Origin of the sequence: Oleidesulfovibrio sp. (genome assembly GCF_047973035.1) — a bacterium.
Lineage (GTDB): Bacteria > Desulfobacterota > Desulfovibrionia > Desulfovibrionales > Desulfovibrionaceae > Oleidesulfovibrio.
Genome location: NZ_JBKEBF010000035.1, coordinates 23,585 through 37,549 on the forward strand (window position 1 = coordinate 23,585; position 13,965 = coordinate 37,549).

Here is a 13,965-nt window from a genome sequence, read left to right on the forward strand (position 1 = left end):
GCACGGGGGCTGCCATGCTGACAGAAATAAAAATTAAGCAGCTTAAACCAGAAGAAAAGCGGAAACGATACTTTGATGGTCATGGTCTCTATTTAGAGGTGCATCCAAATGGAAAAAGGTATTGGCGGTTAAAATATCGCTTTGATGGAAAAGAGAAGCAGCTTTCAATAGGTGTTTACCCTGCGATCTCTCTAAAGCAGGCCAGAAGTGCCCGTGGCAGTGCTTTAGACCTGCTTGCAGAAGGTAAAGACCCAAGTGTTGAAAAGAAGAAAAAAAGCCCTTTGGCAATGACCATTGATGCCGGGCCAACTTTTCAAAAAATTGCACATAACTGGCTGGAACTGAATAAAGAGAAGTGGGCACACTCCCACTACAGAACCGTAATTCAGCGTCTTGAAGGTAATGTTTTCCCATACATTGGGAATCGTTCTATTGCCGAACTAGCACCCGTGGATATTCTGGATACTATCAAAATTATGGAAGCACGTGGTGTACGCGAGTCTGCACATAAAACCATGAGCATTTGTTCTCAGGTTTTTCGGTATGCAGTAGCGTCTTGCATCATTGAAAGTGACCCAACCAGAGACTTGCGGGGGGCACTGGCTCCAGTCATTCGGGGGAACTTTGCCGCTATCACAACTCCCAAAGAAGCTGCCGCACTCATGCGGGCAATATCAGATTATGCCGGTGCGGCAATCACCCAATACGCCCTTTTTATGCACGCCTACACGTTCTGCCGTCCCGGCGAAATAAGACAAGCAGAATGGTCAGAGATTGATTTTGATGAGGCAATGTGGGCTATTCCCGCTGAAAAAATGAAAATGAAGCGGGAGCATATTGTCCCGTTATCAAAACAGTCCATAGGAATATTGAAAAACGTGCACCTCATATCAGGCCGTGGGCGATACATTTTTCCTTCACAACGTACTGCTGATCGCCCCATGAGCAGCAACACCGTTAACGCGGCCCTGCGACGGCTGGGTTACATGCTCATCGCTGGGGCGTTCTGTCTCCATACGGATTAGGTCTGTCCTCCTTCGTGCTTGTGAGGCAGACATCTCATATTGCGCTGATTGTCCTACTATTGCATATACTGGCATCTTAATACCCCCTAGTTACAATGACTTTACACCTTCCGGTGGTCAAATCAGATGCGGCTGGGCCTGCAAGGTTACCTGCAACAGCATAATCTCCCATAATCCGACTAACGGCTGTCTGTACTACGATGTTATCACCAATTCGACCACTGTTAGTACCTTGGGCACTTCCAGCAGTAGAGACATAAATCCAATTAGGTTTTGTCCAATCCGATATACGTGGTGAATACAGACGCACATGCGCATCCGTTGCCTCAGATACAGGATAAGGTGTCGGCTGAGTATAATAAGAGTTAACACTAACCTCACTACCATTGCGGACAGGAAGTATTGCGGTATGATACAGACTGTAGCAATGCACATCAGTAATTACGCCGCCGTACTTTTCCACCCAACCAAGATATACACGCCGTATCGGGGTGTCTGTGCTGTCATAATGAGTTAGATCAGAAGGATTGTATAAATCCCCTGCTGTAAGGTCAGTTACTTGAATATCTGTAATCGTCCATCTGGTGCCGCTGTCTTATCAAGCACTGAATGTGTTGAAAGCCGCTCAACCTATTTCGGGGCATGGTCGCCTTGTTTTTCCGTCCCTCCGCTCTGCTGCCCGCCCTATGTCGAACAATACGGCAAATGCTGCTATCCGGCGTATGGCAAAGACGAAATGACGGTCCACGGCTTTCGGGCCATGGCCTCTACGCTGCTGAATGAACAGGGGTACGACCCTGACATTATAGAAAGACAGCTTGCCCACGTCGAGACAAACAAAGTTCGAGCGGCTTATCACAGAACGCAATATCTGGATGAACGCCGCAAGGTGATGCAAGAATGGGCTGACCTGCTGGATAGCCTAGCCGAATCATAGCAGCGCCATACCAGTGCAAAGCAAAGCCTTTCACTCGCGTACAAGCAACTCCCCGCCATTCTAGCTAAAAACACCCCTCAACAAGCCGAAGCAGCGATGCATTTTTCATCACTGGTCGTTGGCTTTGCACTAAAAAAGTATGTAGTCTCCGCACGCCCTCTTGCTTTCCGCCTTTTTCGCTCCACATCAGCGTTCTGCATTCTTTGCAATATTTTGCAAAAGCTTGCACAGAGTGCAAAAGCCCCTACTCTGCATTAACCCGCGCCATGCCTTATCTCCGGCCCTGTTTGCATGCCCTTCTTTATTGCACAAAAATGATCCAAAAACCGGCAAGGCGGGGGAAGGAGAGTTCGGATTTTTCTGGTGGGTGTGGAGATGCAGGAACGTGGCTAGCAGGAAGCTTCATTGCTTTTTGTGGCTGTGGGTATTATGATATTTAGTATGAACACCACGACACCTAATCAGTGCACTATGAAGAAACGGCCCACAACGCAGCGTGAACAAATGCTGCGCCGCTACAAATTTGCCAAAGCTTCATTTGCTATTGAAGGTCTTCACCTGTCGCCCGAGATGGCCGCAGCATTTGAACTGTGCATCCAGCTAGAGTGCGATGTCGAGCAAATGACTGCCATGCTGCAGCATACCTTACCCACCAATGTCACAACGGTACGCGGATAACGACCACTACACGTATCCGGACTCTTCTGTTCTGGTTAATAAGCTTGGCATTCGTAATGCTGATGAGCTTAAACGGACTGAGCTTGTTTTTGGTGTTATCCGTTCTACCCAGCCCGCCCCAGAAGGCAACTTTGATACCGCACACCTTTTAGCTTTGCACCGTCATCTTTTTCAGGACGTGTACACATGGGCAGGCACCATACGTGATGTTCATATAAGTCTGGGAAACTCTCCTTTTTGCGCGCCTCAGTTTATTGAGTGGTCATTAGCTACACAGCTTGGCGCGTTAGCAAATGAAGGATGCCTTGCGGAGACTGATCCGGACACCTTTGCAGAACGAGCAGCTTTTCATTTAAGTGAACTCAACGCCATCCATCCTTTCAGAGAAGGAAACGGAAGAACCATCCGGTTGTTTTTGTTTCTGCTTGCCGAAAATGCCGGATATGATCTGAACTCTGATATACTAGAGGGTGGTTGGCTACCATGCCCCTGTATTCGCCAAAAAAGCGCGCCTTGCCGCCGCTGTTGGGGCGTGGCTTTATCAGGCGCTGCCAGAACACCTTGCGGTCGGGATCAAGGTAAAAGCGCACCGTGGGCGTAAAGTCGTTTGAATTCGGGTACACGCCTATGTGGTGGTGAACTGCCTCAAAGCACGTAAGGCGGTAGTGTCGAAGGCGGCGAGTGCACTATAAGAATGAAACCCTACCTCGAAGACATCATGAATGCAGGCCCTAGTGCGTCGCTCAGGACCATCGCTGCCGCCCTGAATAACTAAAGGTAGCTTATGGACTGCTGCATCAGTGCGTAGGGGTTTGGAAAGATTGAAAACGGATTGGTATTTTTTATAACTAAAGCCGCCCTGTTCGGGGCAGCTTTAGCTTTTCTCTTTTGCGGACTTGGCTAGCGGGAGGCGTAGAGGATGGGGGCGTTAATCATAATAGTAATGTGGCGCCATGTCCTGCTGCAGGGCAGTGTAGCTTGTTGACAGCGGCTGGCTGAAGGTTACACCAAATTCATTTCCATACTGCCATGCAACGTTGTAGCTGACATTTTTCATGTAATACGGTGAGTTCTCAGCCATGCGCATTATTGTTCCCTGGCTGTACTGATACGCGGGCATCTGACCGTATTCCATGTAGAACCGCGCTCCTCCCTGACTGATGTCAAGCAGTTTGACTGAGTACTCTGCATCGCCATACTGAATGTAGCATGGGTAGTCGTAATCGTACTCACTCAGATACACTCTGTCGTACTTTCTGCGATCTTCCATAACAACCTCCCCTCGCCTTTTTTGGGGTTTGGCAATTTAAGATAGCCTGACGCTCAGGCCAATATTCTACTATTAAGATAGGTGCGGTCCGGCTACTTTTCAATTGCTATAAACTAAAAAATAATGCGGGCTGACGTTATTGAGTACAGGAAGCAGCACATAGACCCGAGTTTTGAAAAAGGTGAGTGAGGGTTATGAATGCAGGTGTGACGAAGGTTGTTGAGAAAAAATTTGAGTGAAGGCCTTGAAAATAGAAAAACGCCTCGATTGAGGCGTTTAGCTTATGAGTTTTTTGAGGAGTCAGGGGAAATATCTATCGTATCATCGCCACTCTGCTTGGGTTCGGAAGACGTACCCTGAGGCAGACTTTTACGAGATGCCCCCAACGCTGTGACAGGGGTAATTTCTGTCGCGGTGTGCTCGCTGCCTAGCGCTTTTATCAGTTTGCCGTCCGCAGTTAACGCGGTTTTATCATCGATAATGGCAATTCCTGTTTTTTCAAGAACTTCACGGCGGAAGGCGTATTCTTCCTGCAATTTTCTTGTCTTATACATCAGAAAAAGCTTAGCAAAATAACTGGCCAGCCATGCTACAAACACAGCTATTCCAACCCACATTGCTATTTTCATTGCAGCCGTGCCAAAGCTCACAAGAGCAGCCATGATAGAGTCAAGCTTGTACAGCAAACCTCCTAGCAGCAGTAAACCGCCCAGAAGGATCAGAGTGGGTAACCCTTGAGCCATAGTCAGCCAGCGCCGCAGACGTTTCGGCAGCTGCTCCTTTACCTGCTCTGTCGAGTCTCCACCCATAAGTCTGGAAAAACAGACTCCTACCATTTGCGTAATGAACATGACCGCAACTGGCGCGATAAACAAACCGATTATATAGGCTTTCCAGGGGAATTCGTAACTTACTGTGCCATCAGGCATTTTTTGGATGTTTGTGACACCGTGCAGTATAGCGACCACTGTCACTACAAATTCCACAAGAATGATTCCTATTGCAATATAAGCGAGCAGCGATTTCTTTTCCCTATCGCTAAGCAGGGTGCCGACCATGGAGCGACGTTTGTCGTTTCCGGTATCGGCGCTGTTTTCTTGCATTCAGTCCTCCTTAGTGTGGATGCCAAGCTTTAGAGGTTGTGCTGCGAAATGTGAAAGTAGTTGAAAATGCAGCAATCTGTGCGTGTGGATACTTCTCTACTCTTCTAGCTTGCAAAACTCAAACTAAAAGCGGCGTTGACAAGATATAATACTGCCTCGGCATCTGGCTAGACCTGCAACGTTGTGCAAAGATTATTTTGTCAAAAATGACAACATTTGCTCCTCCCCAAAAAAAAGGGCCTCAACTGAGGCCCTTAGCTGGTTCATGGTTCTTTGTGTCTATTTGTTCTTCATGTTAGCAAAAAACTTTTTTGTTTCAGATGCAATAACGGGCGACAGCATAATCAGACCAACAAGGTTGGGGAACGCCATCAAACCGTTAAATATGTCAGAAATTGTCCATACCATATCCAGCTTGAGAACAGCACCTAAGCCTACAGAGACCACAAACAGCCAGCGATAAGGCTTAACAGCCCAGCTGCCCAGCAGGTAGCCGATGGACTTTTCGCCGTAGTAGCTCCAGCCAAGGATTGTGGAGTAAGCAAAAAGGATAATGCCAATGGTAACAATCAGGCCGCCCATACTTCCGGGAAGTCCCAGAGAGTAAGCGTAGGATGTCAGGGACGCACCGTTTTCTCCAGATGTCCACGCGCCGGTGACCAGAATTACCAGACCGGTCATGGAGCAAACAATAATCGTGTCGATAAAGGTCTGAGTCATAGACACGAGAGCCTGAAGCACAGGCGAGTTGGTCTGGGCTGCTGCCGCAGCGATAGGAGCGGAACCAAGGCCGGATTCGTTAGAGAACAGGCCACGGGCAACACCCATCCGGATAGCAAGCATCACAGCAGCACCGGCAAAGCCGCCGCTGGCAGCAACGGGCGAGAATGCATATTCGATGACCATGGCGATTGCGCCGGGAATCTTGTCGGCGTGCAGTGCAAGGATAACCATCGAACCGGCCATGTAAAGGACGATCATGACGGGCACGAGAACAGAAGTCACACGGCCGATACTTTTGATACCGCCGATGATAACGAAAGCGGTGAATACCATCAGCGTGATACCGGTAATTTCAGGAGCAATGCCGAAGCTATGGTCAATGGCGTCTGCTACAGAGTTGGACTGTACCATACTGCCGATACCAAACGCTGCAACAGCTGCAAAAAAGGCAAAAAGCGAGCCCAGCCATTTCCATCCGAGTCCGTTGGAAATGTAGTACATAGGGCCACCACTCATGGTGCCGTCTTCGTCCTGAATACGATACTTAACAGCCAGAACAGCCTCACCGTATTTGGTTGCCATACCCACAAGGCCGGTCATCCACATCCAGAACAGAGCACCGGGGCCACCGATGAAGATAGCTGTGGCAACCCCGGCAATGTTACCGGTACCGACAGTAGCAGAAAGCGCGGTCATCAGAGCCTGGAAATGGGAAATATCCCCTTCGCCTTCTTCTTCTTTCCGTTTGATAAGGGCCAGATGCAGCGCATAACCCAGCTTGGTGAACTGAAGGCCTTTGAGCAGCAAGGTCAGCCACACCCCTGTGCCGACCAAAAGTACCATAAGGGGCCAACCCCATACGTAGCCGCCGATCAAGTTAAGAAAATCTTGCATACCGGTAGTCTCCTCCTATTCAAGGTACACATAGAGCAATGATGCATCCCCCGACAGGATGCGGCGTCATAAGTAGTAGCGCACTATAACTAAAGTGTCGTGCCACTTCATGCGGTAATGCCTCATGGGTGACGTTTTTGCAAGATATGATTGGTATGTCGTTATAAGAAAACACTAAAGTGGGTCGCTCTCAGTACTTCTTTTTGCCAAAAATGCTAATTTTTGTCATCAAAAAGATGAGGTTACAGGCCATGATATAAGGTGGTTGCCAGACTTGGCACAGGTAACTACTGGAAAAGAATAAGCCGGAGGCTTTTTGCCTCCGGCTTATATTGGTTTTTTGTGGCTACTCAACCAGCAGGACAAGTAACTCTTTGGGGCCATGCACTCCGAATTGCAGAATTAATTCAATGTCTGCAGTTTTTGACGGGCCGGAAATCAAAAGAGCATTTGTGGGCATGCTTTCCGGCCACTTCTGCATTTCGATAACTTCTGAAAATGAAGAGTATATCTGGCTTTTTTCTACGATAACGATATGCAAGGGGGGCACCAGAGAAAGGAGGCGCGGTTCATGCTTGTCCGGCCAGACTATAATGGCTCCCGTATCTGCAATGCCACCGAGTGAAGATGTGATGCCCGCATTAATACCAAAAAGCTCATCCCTGAATTCTTCGGCAGAGCCTACGATGGGTACAAGCTCTGTCTCGGCTTTGTTTTGCCGCCACGAGGCTTCCAGCTGTTTGGCAAGCTTTGAGCCCGCGCCATAGGCTAGTCTGCTGACATTTTTTTCCTGCAACAGGGCTCGTAACGAAGAAAGCATTTCTTTTTTCTTAACCGGAACAACCTGCGCTTTCATTGTTTCCAGCAACTTGACAAAGCGCTCTGCCCTTTCCTTAGGTGTGAATACAGGAGGCTTCCAGTCATACCTTTGGGGGTAATAAACGCCCACGTCTGCAGAGGCAGCCTTTAATCTGTCTAAAATGTGTTCTTTTGCCTGACTAGTCATTGCGAATGCCCTCCTCTTTTACGAGGTCATGCAAGCTCTTTGGTGCGAATTTGGGAGCGGTCCTCACGCTGGTCCATGCCTTGAGAGGACCTACTTTCGGCAGCTTGTTTCCGAATTTGCCAAGCATGCGCAGTGCAAAGCGGTTCAGGAATGGCAACTGGTATACGGCAGCCCAACCTTTCCAGACTATTGCTTCGATAATATTCTTTTTATATCCGTGTCCCTTGATGATGCCTTCTGCATGGTTTTCAGGCGAGTTGTCGTAACTTTCATCTCTCATTCTCCGGATAATTGCCGGAATGGGAATCATAACCGGACAGACGTCCTGACAGGCATTGCACAAGCTTGATGCCGTGGGCAGCGCGCCTTTTATATCAAGGCCGTCAATCTGCGGCGTAAGAATTTTGCCGATAGGGCCTGGATACACAGAGCCGTAAGCATGGCCGCCGATACGGGTGTACACGGGGCAATGGTTAAGGCAGGTTCCGCAGCGGATGCACTGGAGAGTCTGGCGCAATTGCTTATCTGCCAGCATTTTTGACCGGCCGTTATCAAGAATCACAAGGTGGGTTTCTTTCGGACCGTCTTTTTCTCCCTCTTTTCTGGGAGAAGTGATCATGTTGACGTACGTCGTGACAATCTGGCCGGTTGCAGAGCCGGTCAGCAAGCGAAGCAGCGGCGGAACATCTTCCATTTTTTCTACCACCTTTTCCAACCCCATCAGGGCGATGTGAACAGGTGGTACCGTAGTACACATGCGGCCGTTCCCTTCGTTTTCTACAAGGACAAGAGTGCCTGTTTCTGCCACGGCAAAGTTAACGCCTGAAAGCCCTACCTGACCGTTTCGAAACTTTTCACGTAGTGTTTTTCTGGCAATGGCGTTCAGCTTTTCCACTTCTTCCACGTAAGGTGTATCGGGCAACTTTTCATGGAAAATCTGAGCAACCTGCTTTCTGTTTTTGTGAATGGCAGGAACAATAATGTGTGAAGGCGGCTCATTATTCAGCTGGATAATAAACTCACCAAGGTCTGTTTCAAGAGCCTCTATGCCGCGTTCTTCAAGGAAGTGGTTCAGGTGCATTTCTTCTGAAACCATTGACTTGCCTTTAACCAGCTTTGTTGCGTCATGACTGCGCATGATATCCAGAACAATGCTATTGGCTTCGTCCGTTGTTTCTGCCCAATGCACCTTTATGCCGTTTGCTTTGCACTTTGCTTCCAGTTGCTCCAGAAGTTCAGGCAGCTTTGTAAGGCACCTGCGCTTGATGGTATTGCCGGCTTTGCGTAAAGCCGCGGTTTCTTCGGGGTCGGCAAAAACAGCCTTACGCTTTTGAATCATGGTGCCCATGGCAAACTTGAAGTTGCTTCTGAGCTGCTGATCATTAAGCGCTTCATGAATTTGGGCGGCAAAATCGAAGTTTTTTTGGCTAGCCATGGATGCGCTCCCAGATAAACTCAGCAAGATGCTGACCCTTGATGTCCATATTTTTCTTTTCCATCGCGCCTACGATATTCATCATACAGCCACAGTCACCTGTGATGACGCGGGAAGCTCCTGTTTTCAAGATGTCATCAATTTTATCCTGAACCATCGCTCCCGACAGTTCAGGCTGCTTGATGGAAAAAGTACCGCCAAAACCACAGCATTCATGTTCATTTTCCAATTCTACTAACTCTACATTACTAAACTGGCGTAAAAGCGTTTTCGCGTGTTCTGTAACACGCATCTCTGTTTTGGCATGACAGGACGAATGCCACGTAACTTTGATGGAGCTGCCTTTATCTTCGTACTGCACGTTAAGCGCATTCAGTAAAAAATCACCAAGCTCAAATATTCTGTTAGAGAACTTTTTTACTTCATAGTAATCTGGATGATTTGCAAATAGTTCAGGATAGTGAAGCTTCATCATGCCTGCACAAGAACCGGAAGGAACAATGATAGGATAGTCATGCTTGGAGAAAGCTTCGATCTGCTTTAAGGCAACAGCCATCGCTTCTTTGGGAAATCCGGAGTTATACGCCGGTTGTCCGCAGCATGATTGTGCCGAAGGAAAAATGACATCAACATTTTGTTTTTGTAAAAGTTTAATGCCTGCCATACCTGCTTGTGGGTACGCCATATCAACTAGGCAGGTACCAAAATAATACACTGTTTTAATCTGATCAGGGTAAGTGCTCATAATCTTCCCTTTGCATTTTGGTGGCTAAACCTTTAATTGCAGATGGTTGCAATACGTGATTGAAGCCTGATTGAACTTGCTTGTAAAATTACCATAGTTGGCACCCTGTGTCGATATCCCCGCAAAATGGCTTGTTATCTATAAATCTTGCTCCTTGACCTAGGGCATAGTATTACCCTGCGGCTAGTTGTATTAAGCTGACTTTTGATTGTTTCGAGAATGGAGGCAGTATGAGAAAAATAGCATTTATTACGGGCGCGACTTCTGGATTTGGCACTGCATGCGCCAAAAAATTCCATTCTCTCGGGTGGAACATTGTATTGACGGGGCGTCGTGCGGATCGCCTTGCATCCCTTGCCGAAGAGTACGGGCAAGAACGGGTTCATACACTTTGTTTTGACATGCGGGATAAAGAGGCACTTGAGCGTGCTGTGGATTCGTTACCTGAAGGCTTTCGGGAAGTTGACGTCCTCGTAAACAACGCAGGACTGGCTCTTGGACTTGAGCCGGCACAGTCCTGTGATACCGAAGACTGGGACGCTATGGTTGATACCAATATTAAAGGGTTGATTCATTGTACGCGTGCAATTTTGCCCGGCATGGTTGCGCGTAAAAGCGGTCATGTAATAAACCTTGGCTCAGTTGCAGGCAGCTGGCCCTATGTTGGTGGAAACGTGTATGGTGCCACCAAGGCTTTCGTTCAGCAGTTTTCCCGCAATCTTCGTTGTGACCTTCATGGTACCGGAGTGCGCGTTACGAATATTGAACCAGGCCTTGCAGAGAGCGAATTTTCTGTTGTGCGGTTTGGTGGTGATGCTGAAAAAGCTGCAAAGGTATATGAAGGCACAGCACCGTTGACTCCGGAAGATATCGCGGAGTCGATTTGGTGGGTTGCTAGTTTGCCTGTGCATGTTAATATAAACGCACTTGAAATCATGCCTACGTGTCAATCGTGGGCGCCGCTTTCGGTGTTTCGGGAATAACCGTTATACTTTTTTGGACTAAAAAGCTGCGGTTTCCCCCGCAGCTTTTTTTTGGGGGAGTTTTATGGACGCTACAAACTTATTTGTATCAACGGCAATTAAATTTTTCTTTTTGCTGACACCTTTCTTTGGATTAACCATGTTTCTTGCCTTTACCGAGAACATGGAACGGAGCCAGCAACGCAGACTTGCGCTGCGCTGTATCGCCGCAGTGGTTATTATTTCAATGGTTTTGTTTCATTTTGGCGAAATCATTTTTTCACTGTTCGGCATAACTCTGGATGCATTCAGAATAGGTGCCGGTGCGCTCCTCTTTTTATCTGCGGTTAACCTTATCCGCGGACCGGGAGCCGGTGTTTCCACTGCCAGTGATGGTGATATCAGCGTGGTTCCGCTTGCGATGCCGATTATAGTCGGCCCTGCGACTATTGGTACTCTGCTTGTTATGGGAGCGACAATGCAAGGCACAACTACACGGTTGATTGGCAGCCTTGCGCTTGTTACTGCCATTATGGGGCTGGGCATCCTTTTTTATCTGGCTCCTGCCATAGAGCGGCTTCTGGGCAGAACCGGGCTTGCCATTCTTACTAAAATTACAGGTCTGATTCTTGCGGCTTTGTCTGCACAGATAGTTTTTACAGGGATACGAAACTTTATGAATCAATGATAAAAAAGCCCGCCAGTTTGTTCTGGCGGGCTTTTTTATCACCTTCTTCAGTTCTCAGGGCCGTGCATCAGAGGTGCCTCTCCCGCACAGGAGGTCTATGTCTCCGAGCCACTGTTTTTTCTTCATGACATCTTTGGCTGCAGAACAATCAAGCCACTGTTTTTTTTTGCCCAGAAGATAGTCCAGTCGTTCATAAAAAAGTGAATACAGAGCTTCGCTGGCAATGATGTCTTTTTCAAGAATAGAGTTGTCAGCAACTGGTCTGCTGCCTGACTCGGGACCTAATACATAAGCTTGTTCCGCCGTTGCGGCCACTTGTACTGCAATGCCGGAAGTTGTCTGTTTTGCGGCTACAGTCCAGTAGTCTGTACCTGTAGAGGCAGAAAGAATGAGATATCTGAAAAATTCGCGTTTGGCTGAAATTCCATCCCGCCTTTGACTGACAATAGTGTCTTCCGGATCAGCCAGCAGCAGTATTTTTTCAGCAGCCTGAAGCACCTGCTCCTGCGTAACATCCGTGTATACTTTCTGAGATGCTCCCAGAGCCTTTTGCGTATACAACTCTTCCTGACCGTTGGGAATATTGCCTCCTGCTGCGCAGCCGGACAGCAGAAGGAGTAAAGTGAGCAGTAGCATTTTTTTCATCAGATTCTCCGGTGGAATGGTATCGGGAAATGGATTGAGTGAGGAATTCTAGCCAGCCTGAGTGTTCTTTGCAAAGATTTTGTTCCATAAAAAAAGCCGCCTGAAGGCGGCTTTAGTTTATAGACTGGCAAAAGCGGGTTTTCCAAGTTCTCGTTTGATAAACTGCTTTATCAAAACGCTTACTCTTTGCTCCGGAGTCAGCGTGCTGGCGTAGCTGCCGCCCTTCAGCACATCCTGAAAATCAGAACGCTTGAGAATATCGTCTTCTTTTGAAATAGCCTCCAGCTTTGCGCTGTACTCTGCAAGGCTGGCAATCTGGGCGTTGTCGTCCTGAGATCGGACATCTTTGATGTATGCCTCCAGCTGCCCGGCAGAAGGAAGTTCCGGCGATTCGATTACACCCTTGAATCCATTGAGGAAGCGTTCAGTGCCTGAAATTATGTGGCTTTTTTTAACCACGTTTAAACCAGCCCAACCGGCTTTAAGCCATTTGAACATGGCATAGTGGGTAGCTGAACCTGATTCGTCATCAAAGAAGAAAGCGACGCTTGCGGAATCATACATATATGTATCCATCCAGCCGATAGAACGGGCTGTGCCTCCTTCCTCTGTCGTATACACATATTCCCAGTCGGTATCTTCGCCGACAATTGCCCCTTTCATGCCGATTGTAGAGGGTGCTGCCTGTCTTGAGATGCTGATAAGCACTCTTCTGTTATTCCAGGGCATCAGGATTACGAGCCTGTTGAGGTCGTACCCGTAATAACAGCCGCTGAAATGGTCCGGAGTGATTTCTTCGTATTCCGAGCCTCGCAGTACCACCATGGAATCAAGGTTTTCTGCTTTTTCCCATAGCTTAACGCCCTTCAGAATATCACTTCCATCTTTCCAGTAGCCCAGTCTGACGCTGGCCGGAAAAAGTGCAGCGGGGGAAATTGCAGGATTGTAACAATATTCCAAAAACTTATCGAAAGGAACATTGATAGTGGAACGCATGAAAATGCCGGAGCCTGCATCGCGTTTTTCCGGCTGGGGCAAATTGTTAGGCGTATTGACGTTGCCGACAACAAGTTCGAGCAATGGTTTAATGTTTTCTGCAGAAATAGAGGCTGAGGGAGCGGAGACCGCATTTAGCAACACGGTAAGGACTTGTTCGGAATCTTGCGGAACGAGTTGTTTTTCTGTTTTGTTAGCGGCTACCGCCTGTGATGTGACGAGAAAAGTCAGAAAGCTAAAGGCGATAAAGCACAGGGCACACCGTGCAACCGAAGCTGCAATTGCCCGGAACGTTAACTGCATAATATTATTTCCTGTACGTTGGAATACATGCTGCGGGGAAAGCTTCCGGCAACACTCTTGTTGCTCAGTACATAATGGGCTATTGTGCGGTGGTCAAGTTTGAGGCACTACTCTAACCCTTTTTAATCACTGAAAGGTCTGCTTTGCATTTTTGTGGGCCTTAGTTAACCGTGCGGCAAATCATGAGTCTTTCCACAACGCAAATCTGGCAATCCATCATTTCATTTTCAGGCACTTCAAAGTCAGTCTCCAGCACCATCCAGCGCGCTCTCGGGCAAAAGCATTTTGAACTGGAAACATCAGGGCTTTCCTCCATGCCGGCACCGGCACAACCTGCTGATGTGTCTGCCGTGCCTGAAGGTACGACGGGCAAGGTCATATCAACATCTTCTTAAGTTTTTTATGCTCTGGCTTATCACCTGCTTTATTCTGCTTGTACTGGGCATATCCGTTGCAGTGAGTACAGCTTCGCATCTTCTCTACTCCTATGAAGCTGTAAATGCCCGGAGTGCTTCAAAGCAAAAACTTCTGATACCGGCGTTGATCTTCCGCGGC

16 protein-coding genes are annotated in these 13,965 nt (G+C 48.0%); 6 read left to right on the top strand and 10 right to left on the bottom strand.

The window, feature by feature from the left end:
• The first annotated feature begins 14 nt into the window (after positions 1-14).
• The 4 genes from ACK5LI_RS11320 (at position 15) to ACK5LI_RS11335 (ending at position 3,241) form a co-directional block, all read left to right on the top strand.
• Positions 15-1,025, top strand: coding sequence for a tyrosine-type recombinase/integrase (locus tag ACK5LI_RS11320; RefSeq protein ID WP_416949340.1), 1,011 nt, complete (start codon positions 15-17; stop codon positions 1,023-1,025).
• A 736-nt stretch (positions 1,026-1,761) separates the two neighbouring features.
• Positions 1,762-1,962 carry a tyrosine-type recombinase/integrase gene (locus tag ACK5LI_RS11325; protein ID WP_416949342.1) on the top strand — a complete coding sequence of 67 codons (201 nt, stop codon included), beginning with the start codon at positions 1,762-1,764 and terminating at the stop codon, positions 1,960-1,962.
• A 471-nt stretch (positions 1,963-2,433) separates the two neighbouring features.
• Positions 2,434-2,640 (top strand): antitoxin VbhA family protein, encoded by a 207-nt coding sequence (locus ACK5LI_RS11330; protein WP_416949344.1) that lies wholly within the window; start codon positions 2,434-2,436, stop codon positions 2,638-2,640.
• Positions 2,618-3,241, top strand: a complete 624-nt coding sequence (locus ACK5LI_RS11335) for a Fic/DOC family protein (RefSeq protein WP_416949347.1) — start codon at positions 2,618-2,620, stop codon at positions 3,239-3,241. The genes ACK5LI_RS11330 and ACK5LI_RS11335 overlap by 23 nt, the downstream gene beginning before the upstream one ends.
• 327 nt (positions 3,242-3,568) lie before the next feature.
• Here ACK5LI_RS11335 and ACK5LI_RS11340 read toward each other — a convergent pair whose 3' ends face one another.
• The 6 genes from ACK5LI_RS11340 to ACK5LI_RS11365 form a co-directional block, all read right to left on the bottom strand.
• Positions 3,569-3,910: a PilZ domain-containing protein gene (locus ACK5LI_RS11340; RefSeq protein WP_416949350.1), complete on the bottom strand. Its 342-nt coding sequence runs from the start codon at positions 3,908-3,910 to the stop codon at positions 3,569-3,571.
• Positions 3,911-4,191: 281 nt separating this feature from the next.
• Positions 4,192-5,013: a hypothetical protein gene (locus tag ACK5LI_RS11345; RefSeq protein WP_416949353.1), complete on the bottom strand. Its 822-nt coding sequence runs from the start codon at positions 5,011-5,013 to the stop codon at positions 4,192-4,194.
• A gap of 279 nt (positions 5,014-5,292) precedes the next feature.
• Positions 5,293-6,630, bottom strand: coding sequence for an alanine/glycine:cation symporter family protein (locus ACK5LI_RS11350; protein WP_416949355.1), 1,338 nt, complete (start codon positions 6,628-6,630; stop codon positions 5,293-5,295).
• 346 nt (positions 6,631-6,976) lie between these two features.
• The gene (locus ACK5LI_RS11355; protein ID WP_416949357.1) at positions 6,977-7,636 is read right to left on the bottom strand and encodes a LutC/YkgG family protein; all 660 of its coding nucleotides are present in this window, start codon (positions 7,634-7,636) and stop codon (positions 6,977-6,979) included.
• Complete coding sequence (locus ACK5LI_RS11360; RefSeq protein ID WP_416949359.1) at positions 7,629-9,071, bottom strand: LutB/LldF family L-lactate oxidation iron-sulfur protein; 1,443 nt, start codon at positions 9,069-9,071, stop codon at positions 7,629-7,631. Before ACK5LI_RS11360 ends, ACK5LI_RS11355 begins: the two co-directional genes overlap by 8 nt.
• The gene (locus ACK5LI_RS11365; RefSeq protein WP_416949361.1) at positions 9,064-9,816 is read right to left on the bottom strand and encodes a (Fe-S)-binding protein; all 753 of its coding nucleotides are present in this window, start codon (positions 9,814-9,816) and stop codon (positions 9,064-9,066) included. Before ACK5LI_RS11365 ends, ACK5LI_RS11360 begins: the two co-directional genes overlap by 8 nt.
• 230 nt (positions 9,817-10,046) lie before the next feature.
• Here ACK5LI_RS11365 and ACK5LI_RS11370 point away from each other — a divergent pair, with 230 nt between their 5' ends.
• Positions 10,047-10,799: an SDR family oxidoreductase gene (locus ACK5LI_RS11370; protein WP_416949363.1), complete on the top strand. Its 753-nt coding sequence runs from the start codon at positions 10,047-10,049 to the stop codon at positions 10,797-10,799.
• An 18-nt stretch (positions 10,800-10,817) separates the two neighbouring features.
• Here the strand turns inward: ACK5LI_RS11370 and ACK5LI_RS11375 are convergent, their stop codons facing one another.
• On the bottom strand, positions 10,818-10,940 hold the full coding sequence (locus tag ACK5LI_RS11375) for a hypothetical protein (protein WP_416949522.1): 123 nt from the start codon (positions 10,938-10,940) through the stop codon (positions 10,818-10,820).
• On the opposite strand from ACK5LI_RS11375, the gene ACK5LI_RS11380 reads away from it, so the two are divergent.
• Positions 10,912-11,466: a MarC family protein gene (locus ACK5LI_RS11380; protein WP_416949519.1), complete on the top strand. Its 555-nt coding sequence runs from the start codon at positions 10,912-10,914 to the stop codon at positions 11,464-11,466. The two genes, ACK5LI_RS11375 and ACK5LI_RS11380, sit on opposite strands and share 29 nt — an antisense overlap.
• Before the next feature lie 54 nt (positions 11,467-11,520).
• Here the strand turns inward: ACK5LI_RS11380 and ACK5LI_RS11385 are convergent, their stop codons facing one another.
• From ACK5LI_RS11385 to ACK5LI_RS11395, 3 genes are all read right to left on the bottom strand, one after another.
• Positions 11,521-12,111, bottom strand: a complete 591-nt coding sequence (locus tag ACK5LI_RS11385; protein WP_416949365.1) for a hypothetical protein — start codon at positions 12,109-12,111, stop codon at positions 11,521-11,523.
• Positions 12,112-12,228: 117 nt separating this feature from the next.
• On the bottom strand, positions 12,229-13,410 hold the full coding sequence (locus ACK5LI_RS11390; RefSeq protein WP_416949367.1) for a hypothetical protein: 1,182 nt from the start codon (positions 13,408-13,410) through the stop codon (positions 12,229-12,231).
• 160 nt (positions 13,411-13,570) lie between these two features.
• Positions 13,571-13,789, bottom strand: coding sequence for a hypothetical protein (locus tag ACK5LI_RS11395; RefSeq protein WP_416949369.1), 219 nt, complete (start codon positions 13,787-13,789; stop codon positions 13,571-13,573).
• Positions 13,790-13,965: the final 176 nt, after the last annotated feature.

Coding starts and splice junctions, on each gene's coding strand:
- ACK5LI_RS11325 (WP_416949342.1), top strand. CDS start 1,762: ATGACGGTCCACGGCTTTCGGGCCATGGCCTCTACGCTGCTGAATGAA.
- ACK5LI_RS11345 (WP_416949353.1), bottom strand. CDS start 5,013: ATGCAAGAAAACAGCGCCGATACCGGAAACGACAAACGTCGCTCCATG.
- ACK5LI_RS11330 (WP_416949344.1), top strand. CDS start 2,434: ATGAAGAAACGGCCCACAACGCAGCGTGAACAAATGCTGCGCCGCTAC.
- ACK5LI_RS11390 (WP_416949367.1), bottom strand. CDS start 13,410: ATGCAGTTAACGTTCCGGGCAATTGCAGCTTCGGTTGCACGGTGTGCC.
- ACK5LI_RS11395 (WP_416949369.1), bottom strand. CDS start 13,789: ATGACCTTGCCCGTCGTACCTTCAGGCACGGCAGACACATCAGCAGGT.
- ACK5LI_RS11350 (WP_416949355.1), bottom strand. CDS start 6,630: ATGCAAGATTTTCTTAACTTGATCGGCGGCTACGTATGGGGTTGGCCC.
- ACK5LI_RS11335 (WP_416949347.1), top strand. CDS start 2,618: ATGTCACAACGGTACGCGGATAACGACCACTACACGTATCCGGACTCT.
- ACK5LI_RS11355 (WP_416949357.1), bottom strand. CDS start 7,636: ATGACTAGTCAGGCAAAAGAACACATTTTAGACAGATTAAAGGCTGCC.
- ACK5LI_RS11365 (WP_416949361.1), bottom strand. CDS start 9,816: ATGAGCACTTACCCTGATCAGATTAAAACAGTGTATTATTTTGGTACC.
- ACK5LI_RS11375 (WP_416949522.1), bottom strand. CDS start 10,940: ATGGTTAATCCAAAGAAAGGTGTCAGCAAAAAGAAAAATTTAATTGCC.
- ACK5LI_RS11360 (WP_416949359.1), bottom strand. CDS start 9,071: ATGGCTAGCCAAAAAAACTTCGATTTTGCCGCCCAAATTCATGAAGCG.
- ACK5LI_RS11370 (WP_416949363.1), top strand. CDS start 10,047: ATGAGAAAAATAGCATTTATTACGGGCGCGACTTCTGGATTTGGCACT.
- ACK5LI_RS11320 (WP_416949340.1), top strand. CDS start 15: ATGCTGACAGAAATAAAAATTAAGCAGCTTAAACCAGAAGAAAAGCGG.
- ACK5LI_RS11340 (WP_416949350.1), bottom strand. CDS start 3,910: ATGGAAGATCGCAGAAAGTACGACAGAGTGTATCTGAGTGAGTACGAT.
- ACK5LI_RS11385 (WP_416949365.1), bottom strand. CDS start 12,111: ATGAAAAAAATGCTACTGCTCACTTTACTCCTTCTGCTGTCCGGCTGC.